The organism is Micromonospora sp. NPDC048843, from assembly GCF_040649965.1.
Classification (GTDB): domain Bacteria; phylum Actinomycetota; class Actinomycetes; order Mycobacteriales; family Micromonosporaceae; genus Micromonospora; species Micromonospora hortensis.
The window spans coordinates 1-15,768 of sequence record NZ_JBEZGJ010000016.1 but is presented as its reverse complement, the minus strand read 5'-3'; the positions used below and the strand labels follow the sequence as shown (position 1 = coordinate 15,768).

Sequence of the window (15,768 nt, the reverse complement as noted above, 5' to 3'; positions counted from 1 at the left end):
TCCGGCTCATCCCCGCCGAGTAGTCGTCGCTCGTCCCCGCCAGGCAACTGGCGGGGATGACGTGGTTTCAGGCCTGGTAGATGGCTTCACCGGCGATCTCGATCTGCACCGTCTTGCCGACCAGCACCCCGCCGCTCTCCAGGGCGACATTCCAGAGCAGGCCGTAGTCCTCACGGTTCATCTCGGCCGTCGCGCTGAATCCGAAGATGTTCTGCCCGTACGGATCCTGACGAGCACCACCAAAATTCACCTCCAGGTCGACGGCCCGGGTGATCCCCTTCACTGTCAACTCGCCAGTGAGGACGAATCGTCCGGGAATACCGTCGGACTGCGGCGGAACAATGTGACTTCGGCCTCGTCCGCCCAACCGGTGGTTGCGCAGACGCGCCCACTGGAATATGGGGTCCTCGTTGCCCTGCCATTTGATTCCGGTGCTTCGATATTCGAGGGTGGGAAAACGCTCCACATCGAGGAAGTCGGCACTCTTCAGATGCGTGTCCCGGTCGACACTCCCGGTGGTGATGCTGGCCGACATGATGGTGGCCGTCACGGAGGAGAGCAGCGGATCCTCCGCCACGAAGATCTCCGCCGTGGCCTCGGCGAACTCGCCGCGCACCGGGCTCACCATCATGTGCCGGGAGAGGAAACCGATCCGCTTGTGCGCCTGATCGAGAAGATAGGTGCCGGCCACCGGGATGGTCATGCCATCCCAGGTACGTGTGGCGATATCGGTCATCGTGTTGCCTTCCCCCCGAGCACACCCGGGTGTTTATCAATATGTTGCTGGCGGCCGGGTAAACGGCCAGACATTCGTACTCACGCCCAGCATAGGGACGCTCCGGACCAGCATTTCGGCCGCCACCGTACGGTGGATCATGACGTACTTCACCAGGCCCCACCGGTGGCCGTTCTTCGGTCCCCGTCGGCGGCTTCGACTGGTGTCAGCGGCGCTACTTCCCATCGATGCGTGGCCGATCGGTCGAGGGTCGCCCGCCTGCCCGGTTGACCAGCGACTAACCTTGCCGACATGCGCCTCTCCGCTCGGGTCGACTATGCCCTCCGCGCGGCCGCCGAGCTTGCCGCGACGGCCAGCGGCCCCGGGCGCGGCCGGCCGGTGACGGCCGACCAGATCGCCCGCGCCCAGGAGATCCCGCCGAAGTTCCTGGAGAGCATCCTTCTCCAGCTGCGCCGGGGCGGCATCGTGCACGCCCAGCGTGGCCCGGAGGGCGGCTACTGGCTGGCCCGCCCCGCCGAGGAGATCTCCCTCGCCGAGGTCATCCGGGTGATCGACGGGCCCCTCGCCCACGTACGCGGGCAGCGTCCCGAGCAGCTCGGCTACCACGGCCCGGCGCACGCTCTCCAGGAGGTCTGGATCGCGCTACGGGCAAGCGAGCGGGAAATCTTGGAACTGGTCAGCGTCGCCGACGTGGCCGCCGGCACGCTGCCCGCGCGGGTCACCGAGCTGGCCGCCGACCCGCGCGCCTGGATCTGAGCGCCGGCTCGCCCTCCCGGCTCCACGTTCCCTGGTAGCTGCCTCCTTCGCCTGGGCCTGTACGCCGGCCAGGTTTCCGGCCTGGCGTCGCCTGATCCCTGGCCCGGCGCGCCTGGATTGCCGCCGCTCGGTTCCCGGCCCTGCGCCACTGGCCGCTGACCCGGCGCACCGCCCGGACGCGTCCCATCCACCGATCGGGGGCTTGACCTCGGCTGCCCCATCCCGCATTGTCGACCAAGTCGATAGGAGATGCCGAAAAGTCTGGGGGCGCTCGTGCGCAAGCTGTTGGTCCTCGCTCTGGTCGGGCTCGTCGCGCAACTGATCGATGGTTCGCTCGGCATGGCATACGGCTTGACCTCGTCCACATTGCTGCTGGTCGCCGGGGTTGCCCCGGCCGCCGCCTCGGCCTCGGTGCACCTGGCCGAGATCGGCACCACGCTCGCCGCCGGGGTCGCGCACTGGCGGTTCGGCAACGTCGACTGGCGGGTGGTGACCCGCATCGCCCTACCCGGCGCTATCGGTGCCTTCGCCGGTGCCACCCTGCTCAGCTCGATCTCCACCGAGGCCGCCGCACCCTGGATGGCCGGCATCCTCTTCACGCTCGGCGCGTACCTCCTGATCCGCTTCGCCCGACCACTGCGCACCGACCGGGTCGGCGGACGGCTCCGCGGTCGTTTCCTCGGCCCCCTGGGCCTGGTCGCCGGCTTCGTCGACGCGACCGGCGGCGGCGGGTGGGGCCCGGTGGCCACCCCCGCGCTGCTGGTCTCCGGCCGCATGGAACCCCGCAAGGTGATTGGCTCCGTGGACACCGCCGAGTTCGTCGTGGCCGGCGCGGCCAGCATCGGCTTCCTGATCGGGCTGGGCTCGGAGGGATTCCTGCTCCCCACCGTCGCCGCACTGCTTATCGGCGGCCTCATCGCCGCCCCACTGGCCGCCTGGCTGGTGCGAATCGTGCCCGCCCAACTGCTCGGCGCGGCAGTCGGCGGCGTGATCGTGCTGACCAACGCCCGCACCCTGATGCGTTCCGCCGAACTGGACGGTCCGGCCCGCCCCGCCCTCTACGCCCTGCTCGCCGCCGGCTGGCTGGCCGCCCTGGTGTTGGCCCTACGTGCCCTACGCCGTACCCGCCGCGCCCGCGCCGAGGCCGCCATCGCCGTTCCCGCCACCGCTGGCGGTGCGCCCGCCGAGGCTTCCGACGCCGTATCCGCCGGCGAGGCCCCGGCCGATCTGGCCGCGACGGGTACGCCCACCCCACGCTGAACCCCCGTTGCGCCCACCCACCCGCCGATGCCCGGTCAAACGTCGTCATCGCCAAGGTTGAGTCACCAAGATCCGCGCAACATCAGGGATGTTGCTGTCTCTCGCGCGCCTGAGGCAGCAACATCCGGGAAGTTGCGCGGATCTTGGCGCGGGGCGCGGGGCGACGGCGGGTTAGGGGGTGAGCAGGGTGTTGGCTGCCTCGGAGAGCAGGGTCCAGGCTTCGTCGATGTGCGCTTCGGTGGTCTGGGGTGAGCCGACCGCCAGCCGCAGCGTGTAGCGGCCGGCGACCCGGGTGTGGGTGAGGTGGACCCGTCCGGTGGCGTTCACCGAGGCCAGCAACGCCGCGTTGGTGTCGTCGTCGGCGCGCAGTCGGAAGCAGACCAGCGAGAACGGGTGCGCCGCGGCCAACTCGAACCGGTTGTCGGCGCGGGCTCGCTCGGCGAACCGTTCGGCCAGTGCCACGCCGGAGCGGATGTGCGCCCGTAGCCCTTCGGCGCCGTACCAGCGCAGCACGAACCACAGCTTGAGGGCCCGGAACCGCCGGCCCAGCGGCACCTGCCAGTCCCGGTAGTCGATCACCGCGCCGGATTCGGAGGCCGCGTTGCGCAGGAACTCCGGCAGTACGGTCAGCGCCTCGATCAGTTCGGCCCGATCGGCCACCCAGAACGCGTCGCAGTCGAAGCCGGTGAGTAGCCACTTGTGCGGATCGAAGCAGTAGGAGTCGGCGTACTCCAGGCCGGCGTGCGTCCACCGCAGTTCGGGGCAGACGGCGGCGGAGCCCGCGTACGCGGCGTCCACGTGCAGCCAGATCCCGTACTCGGCGCAGATGGCCCCGATCTCCGGCAGCGGGTCGACGGCGGTGGTGGAGGTGGTGCCGATGGTCGCCACCACGAGGGCCGGCACGTCACCGGCGGCCAGGTCGGTCTCGATGGCGGCGCGCAGCGCGCCCGGCAGCATCGCCTGGGTGTCCGGGTCCACAGCGATCGACCGGATTCCGTCGCTGCCCAGCCCGGCGATCCGTACGGCCTTCTCGATGGACGAGTGCCCGTGGACGGAGGTGTAGGCGCGGTAGCGCCGGTCGATGCCGGTGTGCCGCCAGCTGCCGCCGCTGGCCCTGTGCAGTGCGGTCAGGGTGGCCACCAGCGTCGCCGAGGAGGCTGAATCCTGGATGACCCCACCGCCGGTGCCGGTGGAGCGGAACCGCTGTGGCAGGTCCATCAGGTGGGCCAGCCAGTCCATCATCACGGTCTCCAGCTCGGTGCAGGCCGGGCTGGAGGCCCAGAGCATGCCCTGGACGCCGAGCCCTGAGCTGACCAGGTCGCCGAGCACGCTCGGGCCGGAGGTGTTGCCGGGGAAGTAGCCGAAGAAGCCCGGGTGCTGCCAGTGGGTCAGCCCCGGTACGACGATCGAGTCCAGGTCGGCGAGGATCGCCTCGACCGGCTCGCCGCCGGTGGTGGGCGGCTCGCTGGGCAGGGCGGCGGCCACCGTGCCCGGGGGGTCGGCCGGGGCGACCGGTCGTTGCTCCACTGTCGCCCAGTAGTCGGCGATCCAGTCGACGACGGCGTGGCCTGCTCGACGAAACTCGTCAGGGTCCATGTGGTGAGCGCTCACCCGGACGAGTTGATCAGGCATCGATCGCGAGGGCAAGACCGTAAAGATCAGCAATCATCGATGTTGCGGGGCGGAAAGCGCTTGCCTTACGATGCGCGGTGAGTCGGATCCGTGAGTTCCAGGGCGTTTCACCCCGATCAGATCGCCGTCCATCGCCGTCGCGGTGGGTTCGGTCCACTGTGCTTCCCGGGCAGGGCCGGTGGGTCGTGGCGATCATCACCGGATCCCCGGAGGCAGTGCATGCACCCGTCCAGACATCGGCTGATCCTGCTCGCCGCCACGACGGCGGCCACCGTCGTGGCCGGCACCCTCGGCACGGTCGTCGCCTCGGCCGCCGCCGTCGGCTGCCGGGTCGACTATCAGATCACCAACCAGTGGCAGGGTGGCTTCGGCGCCAACGTCACAGTCACCAACCTCGGCGACCCGGTCACCGGGTGGGCCGTCGCCTGGTCGTACACAGCGGGCCAGCAGGTCACCCAGGCGTGGAACGCCGCCGTCACCCAGTCCGGCGCCCAGGTGACAGCGCGCAACGTCGACCACAACACCGCCATCGCCACGAACGGCAGCGCCTCGTTCGGCTTCAACGGTTCGTGGACCGGCAGCAACCCGGTGCCGGGCAGCTTCACGCTCAACGGCACCACCTGCACCGGAGCACCGCCCACCGACGAGCCGACCACCCCGCCGCCCACCACCCCGCCACCCACTACGCCACCTCCGACCACGCCTCCGCCGTCGGCCGGTGTGGTGCAGATGGAGAAGCTGGACCGAGGGCTGATCAGCGTCCGCTCCGGCAGCGGCAACCTGGTCTCCTGGCGGCTGCTCGGCACCGAGACCTCCGGGGTGGCGTTCAACCTCTACCGGGGCGCCACCAGGGTCAACGCCAGCCCGATCACCGGTGCCACCAACTACCTCGACAGTGGCGCGGCGGCCGGCTCGGCGTACACGGTGCGGGCCGTGGTGGGCGGCGCCGAGCAGGCGGCGTCGGCGGCGGCGTTGCAGTTCGGCGCGGGCTACCTGGACGTGCCGTTGCAGGTCCCGGCCGGGGGCAGCACCCCCAGCGGCGAGAGCTACTCGTACAGCGCCAGCGACGCCTCCGTCGGTGACCTCAACGGCGACGGCACCTACGAGATCGTGCTGAAGTGGGAACCGTCGAACGCCAAGGACAACTCCCAGTCCGGCTACACCGGCAACGTCTACGTCGACGCGTACACACTCACCGGCACCCGGCTGTGGCGGGTCGACCTGGGCCGCAACATCCGGGCCGGCGCCCACTACACCCAGTTCCAGGTGTACGACTACGACGGCGACGGCCGCGCCGAGGTGGCAATGAAGACCGCCGACGGCACCCGCTCCGGCACCGGCCAGCTCATCGGTTCGTCGTCGGCGGACCACCGCAACTCCAGCGGTTACGTGCTGTCCGGCCCGGAGTACCTGACCATGTTCAACGGGCAGACCGGCGCGATCGCCTCCACAGTCACCTACGACCCGCCGCGCGGCACCGTGTCGTCCTGGGGTGACTCGTACGGCAATCGGGTGGACCGGTTCCTCGCCGGCACCGCGTACCTGGACGGGCAACGCCCCTCGCTGATCATGGCCCGGGGTTACTACACCCGCGCGGTGATCGCCGCCTGGGACTTCCGCAACGGCACGCTGACCAAGCGCTGGACGTTCGACTCGAACTCCTCCGGCAACGGCGCCGCCGCCGGTCAGGGCAACCATCAGCTCTCCGTGGCCGACGTCGACGCCGACGGTCGCCAGGAGATCGTGTACGGGGCCGCCACCATCGACGACAACGGCCGGCTGCTCCACTCGACCGGCAACGGCCACGGCGACGCCATGCACGTGGGGGACCTGGACCCGGGCCGCGCCGGCCTGGAGGTGTTCAAGGTCGACGAGGACGCCAGCAAGCCCAGCTCCTACTTCGCCGACGCCCGTACCGGTCAGGTCCTCTGGTCCACGCCGGCGTCCGGCGACAACGGCCGGGGCGTCTCCGCGGACATCTGGGCGGGCAGCCCCGGCGCGGAGTCGTGGTCGTCAGCGGTCGCCGGACTGGCAAACACCAGGGGACAGAACGTGGGCCGCAAGCCGTCCTCGGCCAACTTCCTCGCCTGGTGGGACGGCGACCCGGTGCGAGAACTGCTCGACGGCACGAAGATCGACAAGTACGGCACCGGCGGCGAGACCCGGCTGCTCGACGGCAGTCAGGTGGCGTCCAACAACGGCACCAAGTCCACGCCGGCGCTCTCCGGCGACATCCTGGGCGACTGGCGCGAGGAGGTGATCTGGCGGACCACCGACAGCCGTGCGCTGCGCATCTACAGCACACCCACCCCGACCAGCACCCGGATCTACACCCTGATGCACGACCCGCAGTATCGGGTGGCGATCGCGTGGCAGAACACCGCCTACAACCAACCGCCGCACCCGGGGTTCTTCATCGGCAACGGAATGGGCACCCCACCCACGCCAGACATCTACCTACGTTGATGCAACCCCTAGCGGTCCCGAGTGGGGTCGCCTAGGGTGGCAGGCACCGGGCCGCAGCCGCGGAATCCGCTCAGCTCCGGCCCGGTGCGCCACACCGCGGCATTCCCAACCCGTCCCGACCGGGAATGCCGTACCACCACCGGCACCAACATTAGGCACCGTCCGGGTCGGCGGGGTGACGCTGACGTGAAGATCGTGTTTCACGCGCTCTGGCGGAGACCGCCCACCACCTGCTCGGCGATCAATTCGTACGACCGCACCCGGTCCTGCACGTCGTACACCAGCGTGGTCAGCATCAGCTCGTCCGCGCCGGTGCGCTCCACCAGGTCGGTCAGCTGCCGACGCACCGTCTCCGGTGAGCCCATCGCCTGCCCGTCACGGCGCGCCACGACGAACTCCCGCTCGATCTCCGAGTACGGGTATGCCGCCGCCTCGTCGGGCGTGGACAGCGGCTCCGGCCGCCCGGAGCGCAACTTCAGGAACGACAGGGCGCTCGGCCCGGCCAACCATTCGGCCCGCTCGTCGGTCTCCGCGCACACCGCGTTGACCGCCACCATCGCGTACGGCTTGTCCAGCCACTGCGACGGCCGGAAGTTCTGCCGGTACAGGGCCAACGCCGGCAGGGTGTTCTGCGAGCTGAAGTGGTGCGCGAAGGAGAACGGCAGACCGAGCAGACCGGCGAGCTGGGCGCTGAAACCGCTGGAGCCCAACAGCCACACGGCCGGCTGCTCACCGCGGCCCGGCGTGGCGATGATCTGCCCCGGCTTCTCCCCGCTGAAGTAGTTCATCAGGTCCGTCAGCTCGCGCGGGAAACCCTCCGCCGACAGGCCCTCCATGGTGCGCCGCAACGCCAGCGCGGTCACCTGGTCGGTGCCCGGCGCCCGCCCGATGCCCAAGTCGATCCGACCCGGGTGCAGCGCCTCCAGGGTGCCGAACTGCTCGGCCACCACCAACGGCGCGTGGTTGGGCAGCATCACCCCGCCCGACCCCAGCCGGATCGTCGAGGTGTTCGCCGCCAGGTGCGCCAGCAGCACAGCGGGGGCGGAGCTGGCGATCGCCGGCATGTTGTGGTGCTCGGCCACCCAGAACCGGTGATAGCCCAACTCCTCAGTGCGGCGGGCCAACTCGGTGGTGGCCTGCAACGCCTGGCCAGCGGTGGTGCCCTTGGCGACCGGGGCAAGATCAAGAACAGACAACGGTACGGTGATCACACGGTCAGCCAACCCGTCACCGACCGGCTTTGTTCCGGCATCCGGGTTTTCGTCGGCCACCTCACCCGCCGCTCAGCCCACCCCACGCGCCTGCTCGAAGATCAAACTGGTCTGCGTGTGCTGCACCACCGGGTCCACCGCCAGATGGTCCAGCACGAAGTCCCGCAACGCGTCGCCGGACGCCGCCCGCACATGCAACACGTAGTCCTCCGCGCCGGCCACGTGGAACACCGACACCACCCCCGGCAGCCGCACCGACCGGGCCCGGAACGCGTCCACCGCCGCCCGCTCGTGCGCCGTCAACCGCACCGACACCAACGCCTGCAACGGCAGACCGAGCGCCGCCGGATCCACCTCGGCGTGGAAACCACGGATCGCACCACGCTCGCGCAGCGCCCGGGTGCGCGTCAGGCACGTCGACGGCGCCACACCCACCCGCTCGGCGAGGGCGTTGTTCGGCAGTCGGCCGTCCGCCGCCAGCTCGGTCAGGATCGCGCGGTCCACCTCATCCAGGGCCGGGTACGGCCGCAGATCATTCGGCTCACTGGGCATTGCGCCATCCTCGCCCGAACCCATGACGGAAACCAAGCCGATCCGCAGAATCATCTGCCGAACCATTGCCCACCAGCCGCCATATGTTCGACGCTACCGCCATGACAACGATGGACACCCGGGCCGTACACGCCGGCCGCGACGACCTGCGCACCCTCGGCGTGCACGTACCACCCATCGACCTGTCCACCACCAACCCGCTGCCCTCCGTCGACGACGGCGGCGCCGCGTACGAGCAACTCGCCACCGGCGGCACCCTCCCCACCGACGGCAGCGCCGTCTACCAACGCCTCTGGAACCCCACAGTCGCCCGCTTCGAAACCGCCCTCGCCGAACTGGAAGGCACCGCCCAGGCCGTCGCCTTCGCCAGCGGAATGGCCGCCCTCACCGCCACACTGCTCGCCGCCGCCCGCGACGACCGCCGGCACGTCGTCGCCGTCCGACCCCTCTACGGCGGCACCGACCACGTCCTCGCCACCGGCCTGCTCGGCACCACAGTCACCTGGACGCGCCCCGACGAGGTCACCGCCGCAATCCGCCCCGACACCGCACTCGTCATCGTCGAGACACCCGCCAACCCCACAGTCGACCTGGTCGACATCGCCGCCCTCGCCGCCGCGGCCGGCGACATCCCACTACTGGTCGACAACACCGTCGCCACCCCGGTACTGCAACAACCCGCCCGGCACGGCGCCACCCTCGTCCTGCACAGCGCCACCAAGAGCATCGGCGGACACGGCGACGTCCTCGCCGGCGTCGTCGCCTGCGACGAGACCTGGGCCGTACGGCTACGCCAGGTCCGCGCGGTCACCGGCGCGATCCTGCACCCCCTCGGCGGCTACCTGCTGCACCGCGGCCTGCAAACCCTGCCGCTGCGGGTCCGCGCCCAACAGGCCAGCGCCGAGAAACTCGCCGGCTGGCTCGCCGACCACCCCGCCGTACACCGGGTGCACCACCCCTCGGTGCACGACCCGGCGGCGCTGGTCGGGCGGCAGATGTCCGGACCCGGCGGCCTGCTCGCCTTCGAGGTACGCGGCGGCGCTCCCGCCGCGGCCGCCGTCGCCGGCGCCTGCCGCCTCATCACCCACGCGGTGTCCCTCGGCGGCGTCGACACCCTCATCCAGCACCCCGCCTCGCTCACCCACCGGCCGGTCGAGGGCGACGCCAAACCCGCCGCCGCCCTGCTGCGCCTCTCGGTCGGCCTCGAAGACCCCGAAGACCTGCGCGCCGACCTGGCCCACGCCCTCGACACGATCGCCTGACCCTCAGCGCAGCTCGCTGTTGCCCAACACCCGCACCGGCGAACCCTGCCGAGCCACCCGCAACATCGCCCGACCGATCCCGTCTGTAGTGGTGACCTGATTCGGCAGCAACCGACGCAACACCGGAAACAGCGGACGGGTGACCGCGTACCCGAACCGGTACCACCGCGTCTTCGACACCGCCCCGTACGTCGGCTGGATGAACCCCGGCCGCGCCGCGTAACCGTTGGGCAGCAGATCCATGATCGCGTTCTCGGCACGCCCCTTGACCCGCGCCCACATCACCCGACCCCGACCCGACGAATCGGTCCCCTGACCCGAGACGTAGACGAATGTGACAGGTGGGCTCACCTGCGCGAACAATCGTGCCGCCGCCATCGGGTAGTCGTAGCTGACCCGCGTGTACGCGGCCTCGTCCAGACCCAATGAGGACACCCCCAGGCAGTAGAAACACGCGTCGACACCGGTCAGCTCGGCCCGCACCGCGTGCAACTCACCCACGTCCGCCACCGTCAGCTCCCGCAGCTTCGGATCCCGCACACCAGTCGGCCGCCGGCCGACAGTCAGCACCTCGCGCACGTCATCGGCGAGCAGGCACTCGCGCAACACGCCCTGACCGACCATCCCGGTCGCGCCGAAGACAACCACCCGCATCAGATCCACCCCTGTCGTCGCCCTCGCCACTCGCGTCCTCGCAGGCTCCCACGATCGGCATGACCACCGACGGCTGGGGAAAGCCCCGCCGACCCGAATCCACCACACCGGCAGGGGAGGACGAACGTGCCGTTCATCACCGTGGGCACCGAGAACAGCACCGCCATCGACATCTACTACGAGGACCACGGCTCCGGCCAGCCGGTCGTGCTCATCCACGGCTTCCCGTTCAACGGCGCCACCATGGAGAAGCTGGCCAACCCACTGCTGAACGCCGGCCACCGGGTGATCACCTACGATCGCCGGGGATTCGGCGCCTCCAGCCAACCGGACACCGGATACGACTACGACACCCTGGCCGCCGACCTCGACACCCTCATGACGGAGTTGGACCTGCGCGACACCATCCTCGCCGGTCACTCCATGGGCACCGGTGAGGTGACCCGCTACCTCAGCAGGTATGGCTCCGAGCGGGTCAGCCGAGGCGTACTGCTCAGCCCACTGGCGCCGTTCCTGCGCAAGACCTCCGACAACCCCGAGGGGGTCGACGGAAGCGTCTTCGACGGCTTCAAGCAGGCCATCGCGGCAGACCGGTTCGCCTACCTCACCGCCTTCTGCACCAGCTTCTTCAACTACGACAAGACCAAGGGCAAACAGGTCAGCGAGGAAGCGTTCCAGGCGCACTGGGCCATCGGGCGGCTCGCCTCCGCCAGTGCCATGTACCAGTGCATCGACGCCATCGCCACCGACTTCCGGGCCGACGTGCCCCGCGTCGACGTGCCGATTCTCATCGTCCAGGGCGACCAGGACGCGGTGCTGCCCTACCCGGTCACCGGCCAGCGGCTCGCACCGATGCTGCCCAACGGCAAGCTCGTCACCCTCAAGGGCGCCCCGCACGGCATCCCGTGGACGCACGCCGACGAGGTCAACAAGGCGATCATGGACTTCATCGGCGCGCCAGCCATGGCCCGTGCCTGAGCGCCAGGTCAGGACTTGGGGCCGACGTGCCGGTCCAGTGTGGCGACGGCGTCGCGTCGCGCCACCGACAGCGAGTTGCGTCGGTTCATCCGCCAGGCGACGCCGAGCAGGTCGAGGCTCCACTGGCAGAGCCGCATGATGTCGGCCGACTCGTTGACGAACATGTAGCGCGGGTAGACGTACGCCTTGCCGCGCACCGTCACCCGGTTGGCGAACCGGCAGCCGTCGGAGTGGAACAGTCCACGCAGGAAGTCGCCCGGGTGTGCCGTCACGAGTTCGCGTTGCCAGTTGGCCAAGATGATCGGGCGTTCGTGTTTTTTGCCAGGGCCATGCTGAGGGAGCAGGCAGGGCCAGTGCTTGCCGGAACTCTGCACGCTGACGCAGCCGACCTGCTGGACGCGCTGCACCCTCGCGGCGAGCACTGCTCGCATAGCGGCGTCACAGGCCTCGATCAGGCCTGGCCAGCTATCGCTGCAGGCGATGCGAAGCACCGGGACCCGGGTGGACGTGACGAGATGACCGTCGCCCAGGTAGAGGCCAAGTAGGTACAGGTATGACGACGGATCTGTCTGAATGTTGACGTTGGGTCGGCAGCGGAAGCAGCGGGACTCGGTGCCTTGCTGTTGTGGCTCAGCCGGCCCCCTGCACCAGCCGCGAACGGTTGGATAGGGAAGTCTCAGTCCTCGGGCGACCTCAGCGACCGTGCTGCCGGCGAGGTGCTGACGCCGTGCTCGTAGGCGCAGTTCAGGTGGGTGCACAGCACGATTTTGGAACAGCCGTACGACAATTTTGGTGCCCCCGGTGGGATTCGAACCCACACTGTCGGAGGTTTGAGCTCCGCTTCTCTGCCGGTTGGAATACGGGGACGCTTGGCCGAATGCTCTGGTGGCCTCCCATAGGTTACCTACTACGCTGAGGGCGGCGACACCCGGTCGGGTTGGTGTCGGCTTATGACTGGTGGGGGTAGGGCTGGTGGCTGAGATGCCGACGGATGCCGAGCGTAGGCGCGTACTGATCGCCGAGGACGAGGCGCTGATCCGGCTGGACCTCGCCGAGATGCTGGTCGAAGAGGGTTACGAGGTGGTGGGGGAGGCCGGTGACGGCGAGACAGCCGTACGCCTCGCCGAGGAGCTGAAGCCCGACCTCGTCATCCTCGACATCAAGATGCCGATCATGGATGGGTTGGCCGCCGCCGAGCGCATCGCCGGTGCCCGGATCGCCCCGGTGATCATTCTGACCGCGTTCAGCCAGCGTGATCTGGTGGAGCGGGCGCGGGCGGCCGGCGCGATGGCGTACCTGGTGAAGCCTTTCCAGAAGAGCGACCTGGTCCCGGCGGTGGAGATCGCGCTGTCGCGGTACTCGGAGGTCGCGGCCCTGGAGGCGGAGGTCGCGAGCCTGACGGACCGCCTGGAGATCCGTAAGTCGGTGGAGCGCGCCAAGGGCGCGCTGATGACCACGTACGGGATGACCGAGCCGCAGGCGTTCAAGTGGATCCAGCGCACGGCGATGGATCACCGGATGACAATGAAGGAGGTTGCCGAGCGGATCCTCGCGGAGACCGCCGGCGGCGAGGTGACCCTGCCGGCACCCTGACCGGTATCGACCCGTGTCGAGGCGGATGGGGGCGGTGCTCGGCGTTCTCGCCGTGCTGGTGGCCGCCTGTGAGTCCTCGGCCTGTCCCGACTGCGAGGGGCCGCCACCGGTCCGGCCGGCCTGGCAGTCGGTGGTCCTGCCGGACACGCCGGGTGTGCCGGGTCGACCGGTGCTGCGCGACGTCACCGCCTGTGCCGACCGGTGGTACGTGGTCGGCGGCGTGGTCGATCTGGCCGGGGAGACCCGCCCGGCCGCCTGGAGCAGCCCGGACGCCAGTTCCTGGGTGCCGCTGCCGACGGCGCCGGTGACGTTCTACGGCAAGCAGCACGTGCTCTCCGCGGCGGCCTGCCGGGACGGACGGCTGGCCGCGGTCGGGGCGAAGAGCGGTGGCGCGCACGGCAATCCCCGTACCGGCACCTGGAGGCAGGCGTCGGACGGCACGCTGCACGAGGTGGATGCGCCTTTCGAGCGGTACGCCGGGCCGCGCGCTGTCAACGTGGCCCGGTTGGCGGCGGGGCCGCAGGGCTGGTTGATCGCCGGTAGTCGGATCGACGGTGCGGCGGTCTGGATCTCCTCGGACGCGGCCGGGTTCGCGCTGGTGGAGGGCGCACCGGAGTTGGCCGGTGATGAGCGGGGGCGGACGGCGGCGTACGACGTGGTCGCCGTGCCGTCGGGTTGGTTGGTGGTGGGTGCGCTGTTGCCGCCTGGGGGTACCGCGCTGACGCCGCTGGCCTGGTCCTCGGCGGATGGCCGGAGCTGGCGGCGGGCTGCCCTGCCGGTGGTGGACGGGCGGGGGCAGGCGCAACGGGTGGCGGTGGTTGGCGACGTGCCGGTGGCGGTCGGGCCGGTGCGGGCGGGGTTCGGCAGTTGGCGGCTGACCGCGCAGGGCTGGCGGTCGGCGGGCGGATTCGGGGCGGCCGGACCGGGTGTGGCGTCGGCGGCGGGGCTGGTGGCCGTCGGGCAGAGGTTGGTGGCGGTGACGAGGGGCGGGGACCGTCACACACTGTGGCTCTCGGTCGATGTGGGCGAGTCATGGCGGCCGATGATCTTGCCGCAGCCGGTACCGGACAGCGGAGACACTGCTGTCGCGGTGACCTCGACGGGAGATCGACTGTTGCTGGTGGCGGACGATGGGAAAACGTCGCGTGCCTGGTGGGCGGGGGTTTCAGACCTCGATCGGTAGCTGACGGAAGCCCGCTGGCCGGTGCCGACGAAACAAAGGTGAAAAGGCTTCACGACCGAAGGTTCTTACAGGGATCGTTTCCAATCCGCCACGGCGTGTAACGGTTCGGTCAACCCGCTCGCTTGGGGCTTACGTCACAGCTCCACGGTGGGATAACGTCCGGCCCCAGACCGGCGACGACGGTCTGGTTCGTCCGCCCCCGCAAGGGCCAATAGCCAGCGGGTGGTTCGGACCATGGGACGAGGAGGGTTCGGGCCTTGAGGCAAAAGCTCGCGCGCGTTATCGGTGGGGTCGCCATGGTGGCGCTCGTCGCCGGCGGAACCGCATGCTCCAGTGGCGACGATGCGGCAGGCGGGGGCGGTGACGCCTGCGGCAGCAAGATCGCATTCTTCGGCGCGCTGACCGGCAGCTCGGCCGCGCTCGGCATCAACGAGAACAACGGTGTCAAGCTCGCCGTCGACAAGTACAACAAGGAAAACGCCGACTGCAAGGTCGAGCTGGCCTCCCTGGACTCGCAGGGCAGCCCCGACCAGGCGCCTGGTCTGGCGCAGAAGGCGATCGACGACACCAAGATCCTTGGCGTCGTCGGCCCGGCCTACTCGGGTGAGTCCGAGGCCGCCGGCCCGCTGTTCAACGAGGCCGGCCTGGTGACCATCACCCCGTCCGCGACCCGGCCGAGCCTGGCCGACCAGAAGTGGAAGACCTTCTTCCGCGCGGTCGGCAACGACTTCAGCCAGGGCCCGGCGGCCGGCAACTACATGAAGAACGTGATGAAGGCCGACAAGGTCTACGTCATCGACGACCAGTCCGCGTACGGCGCCGGCCTGGCCGACGAGGTCAAGAAGCTGCTCGGCCCGGCGGTTGTCGGCTCGGACAAGGTCCAGGGCGAGGGCAAGCAGACCGAGTTCTCCGGCGTGGTCACCAAGGTCAAGGCCGCCAACGTGAAGGCGATCTTCTACGGCGGTTACTACCAGGAGGCCGGCCTGATCCGTAAGCAGCTCACCGCTGCCGGGGTCACCGCGCCGCTGGTCGCCGGCGACGGCGTCAACGACGGTGCGTACATCACCTCCGCTGGTCAGGCGGCGGCCGAGGGCACCATCCTCACCTGCCCGTGCCAGCCGGCCGCTGAGGCCCGTGGCACCTTCGTGCAGGAGTTCAAGGCGCTCAACGGCACCGACCCGGGCACCTACAGCGACACCGCCTACGACGCGGCGAACATCCTGCTGGCCGGTATCAAGGCTGGCAAGACCACCCGTGAGGGCCTGCTGGAGTTCGTGAAGGGCTACAGCGGCGAGGGTGTCGCGGCGAGCTACAAGTTCACCGAGACCGGCGAGCTGGACCCGGCTCAGGTCAAGGTCTGGGCCTTCAAGGTCACCGGCGGCAAGGTTGTCCCGGACCAGGAGATTCCGAAGTCCTGATGTTGGTCGCTGCTTCGGCGATTGAGTTGTGATCGCGGGTGCGGCCGGGAGCTGCTCGCTCCCGGCC

Annotated in this window: 14 protein-coding genes and 1 tRNA gene; 8 read left to right on the top strand and 7 right to left on the bottom strand. The window is 69.8% G+C overall.

Annotation, left to right across the window (positions count from 1 at the left end; translation table 11 throughout):
* Positions 1–67: 67 nt before the first annotated feature.
* Positions 68–736, bottom strand: coding sequence for a YceI family protein (locus AB0C20_RS06345; RefSeq protein ID WP_357190398.1), 669 nt, complete (start codon positions 734–736; stop codon positions 68–70).
* Between the two features lie 291 nt (positions 737–1,027).
* Here AB0C20_RS06345 and AB0C20_RS06340 point away from each other — a divergent pair, with 291 nt between their 5' ends.
* Positions 1,028–1,492 carry an Rrf2 family transcriptional regulator gene (locus tag AB0C20_RS06340; protein WP_091407884.1) on the top strand — a complete coding sequence of 155 codons (465 nt, stop codon included), beginning with the start codon at positions 1,028–1,030 and terminating at the stop codon, positions 1,490–1,492.
* 273 nt (positions 1,493–1,765) lie between these two features.
* Positions 1,766–2,752 (top strand): sulfite exporter TauE/SafE family protein, encoded by a 987-nt coding sequence (locus AB0C20_RS06335; protein ID WP_357567529.1) that lies wholly within the window; start codon positions 1,766–1,768, stop codon positions 2,750–2,752.
* A gap of 171 nt (positions 2,753–2,923) precedes the next feature.
* Here AB0C20_RS06335 and AB0C20_RS06330 read toward each other — a convergent pair whose 3' ends face one another.
* A complete protein-coding gene (locus AB0C20_RS06330; RefSeq protein WP_357190396.1) occupies positions 2,924–4,384 on the bottom strand; it encodes a pyridoxal-dependent decarboxylase in 1,461 nt (486 codons plus the stop codon).
* A 219-nt stretch (positions 4,385–4,603) separates the two neighbouring features.
* Here AB0C20_RS06330 and AB0C20_RS06325 point away from each other — a divergent pair, with 219 nt between their 5' ends.
* A complete protein-coding gene (locus tag AB0C20_RS06325; protein WP_357567510.1) occupies positions 4,604–6,850 on the top strand; it encodes a cellulose binding domain-containing protein in 2,247 nt (748 codons plus the stop codon).
* A 200-nt stretch (positions 6,851–7,050) separates the two neighbouring features.
* On the opposite strand, the gene AB0C20_RS06320 is transcribed toward AB0C20_RS06325, so the two are convergent.
* A complete protein-coding gene (locus tag AB0C20_RS06320; protein ID WP_357190391.1) occupies positions 7,051–8,061 on the bottom strand; it encodes an LLM class flavin-dependent oxidoreductase in 1,011 nt (336 codons plus the stop codon).
* A gap of 72 nt (positions 8,062–8,133) precedes the next feature.
* Positions 8,134–8,613 carry an Lrp/AsnC family transcriptional regulator gene (locus AB0C20_RS06315; protein ID WP_357567509.1) on the bottom strand — a complete coding sequence of 160 codons (480 nt, stop codon included), beginning with the start codon at positions 8,611–8,613 and terminating at the stop codon, positions 8,134–8,136.
* Positions 8,614–8,696: 83 nt separating this feature from the next.
* Between AB0C20_RS06315 and AB0C20_RS06310 the strand changes: the two genes are divergently transcribed.
* Positions 8,697–9,875, top strand: coding sequence for an aminotransferase class I/II-fold pyridoxal phosphate-dependent enzyme (locus AB0C20_RS06310; protein WP_357567508.1), 1,179 nt, complete (start codon positions 8,697–8,699; stop codon positions 9,873–9,875).
* A 3-nt stretch (positions 9,876–9,878) separates the two neighbouring features.
* On the opposite strand, the gene AB0C20_RS06305 is transcribed toward AB0C20_RS06310, so the two are convergent.
* Positions 9,879–10,529, bottom strand: coding sequence for an epimerase (locus tag AB0C20_RS06305; protein WP_357567507.1), 651 nt, complete (start codon positions 10,527–10,529; stop codon positions 9,879–9,881).
* Between the two features lie 126 nt (positions 10,530–10,655).
* Between AB0C20_RS06305 and AB0C20_RS06300 the strand changes: the two genes are divergently transcribed.
* Positions 10,656–11,507, top strand: coding sequence for an alpha/beta hydrolase (locus tag AB0C20_RS06300; RefSeq protein WP_357567506.1), 852 nt, complete (start codon positions 10,656–10,658; stop codon positions 11,505–11,507).
* An 8-nt stretch (positions 11,508–11,515) separates the two neighbouring features.
* On the opposite strand, the gene AB0C20_RS06295 is transcribed toward AB0C20_RS06300, so the two are convergent.
* Both AB0C20_RS06295 and AB0C20_RS06290 read right to left on the bottom strand, forming a co-directional pair.
* Positions 11,516–11,779 (bottom strand): hypothetical protein, encoded by a 264-nt coding sequence (locus AB0C20_RS06295; RefSeq protein ID WP_266304925.1) that lies wholly within the window; start codon positions 11,777–11,779, stop codon positions 11,516–11,518.
* 518 nt (positions 11,780–12,297) lie between these two features.
* Positions 12,298–12,374 (bottom strand) — tRNA-Leu (locus AB0C20_RS06290).
* Positions 12,375–12,479: 105 nt separating this feature from the next.
* Between AB0C20_RS06290 and AB0C20_RS06285 the strand changes: the two genes are divergently transcribed.
* The 3 genes from AB0C20_RS06285 to AB0C20_RS06275 all read left to right on the top strand — a co-directional run bounded on the left by AB0C20_RS06285 (position 12,480) and on the right by AB0C20_RS06275 (position 15,701).
* On the top strand, positions 12,480–13,100 hold the full coding sequence (locus tag AB0C20_RS06285; RefSeq protein WP_112582684.1) for a response regulator: 621 nt from the start codon (positions 12,480–12,482) through the stop codon (positions 13,098–13,100).
* 13 nt (positions 13,101–13,113) lie between these two features.
* Positions 13,114–14,283, top strand: coding sequence for a hypothetical protein (locus tag AB0C20_RS06280; RefSeq protein WP_357567505.1), 1,170 nt, complete (start codon positions 13,114–13,116; stop codon positions 14,281–14,283).
* A gap of 257 nt (positions 14,284–14,540) precedes the next feature.
* Positions 14,541–15,701, top strand: a complete 1,161-nt coding sequence (locus AB0C20_RS06275) for a branched-chain amino acid ABC transporter substrate-binding protein (protein WP_238686058.1) — start codon at positions 14,541–14,543, stop codon at positions 15,699–15,701.
* The last annotated feature ends 67 nt before the right edge of the window (positions 15,702–15,768 follow it).

Bases quoted from the DNA above. Each gene is read 5' to 3' on its own strand.
- AB0C20_RS06345 (WP_357190398.1), bottom strand. From the start codon at position 736: ATGACCGATATCGCCACACGTACCTGGGATGGCATGACCATCCCGGTG.
- AB0C20_RS06340 (WP_091407884.1), top strand. From the start codon at position 1,028: ATGCGCCTCTCCGCTCGGGTCGACTATGCCCTCCGCGCGGCCGCCGAG.
- AB0C20_RS06330 (WP_357190396.1), bottom strand. From the start codon at position 4,384: ATGCCTGATCAACTCGTCCGGGTGAGCGCTCACCACATGGACCCTGAC.
- AB0C20_RS06325 (WP_357567510.1), top strand. From the start codon at position 4,604: ATGCACCCGTCCAGACATCGGCTGATCCTGCTCGCCGCCACGACGGCG.
- AB0C20_RS06315 (WP_357567509.1), bottom strand. From the start codon at position 8,613: ATGCCCAGTGAGCCGAATGATCTGCGGCCGTACCCGGCCCTGGATGAG.
- AB0C20_RS06310 (WP_357567508.1), top strand. From the start codon at position 8,697: ATGTTCGACGCTACCGCCATGACAACGATGGACACCCGGGCCGTACAC.
- AB0C20_RS06305 (WP_357567507.1), bottom strand. From the start codon at position 10,529: ATGCGGGTGGTTGTCTTCGGCGCGACCGGGATGGTCGGTCAGGGCGTG.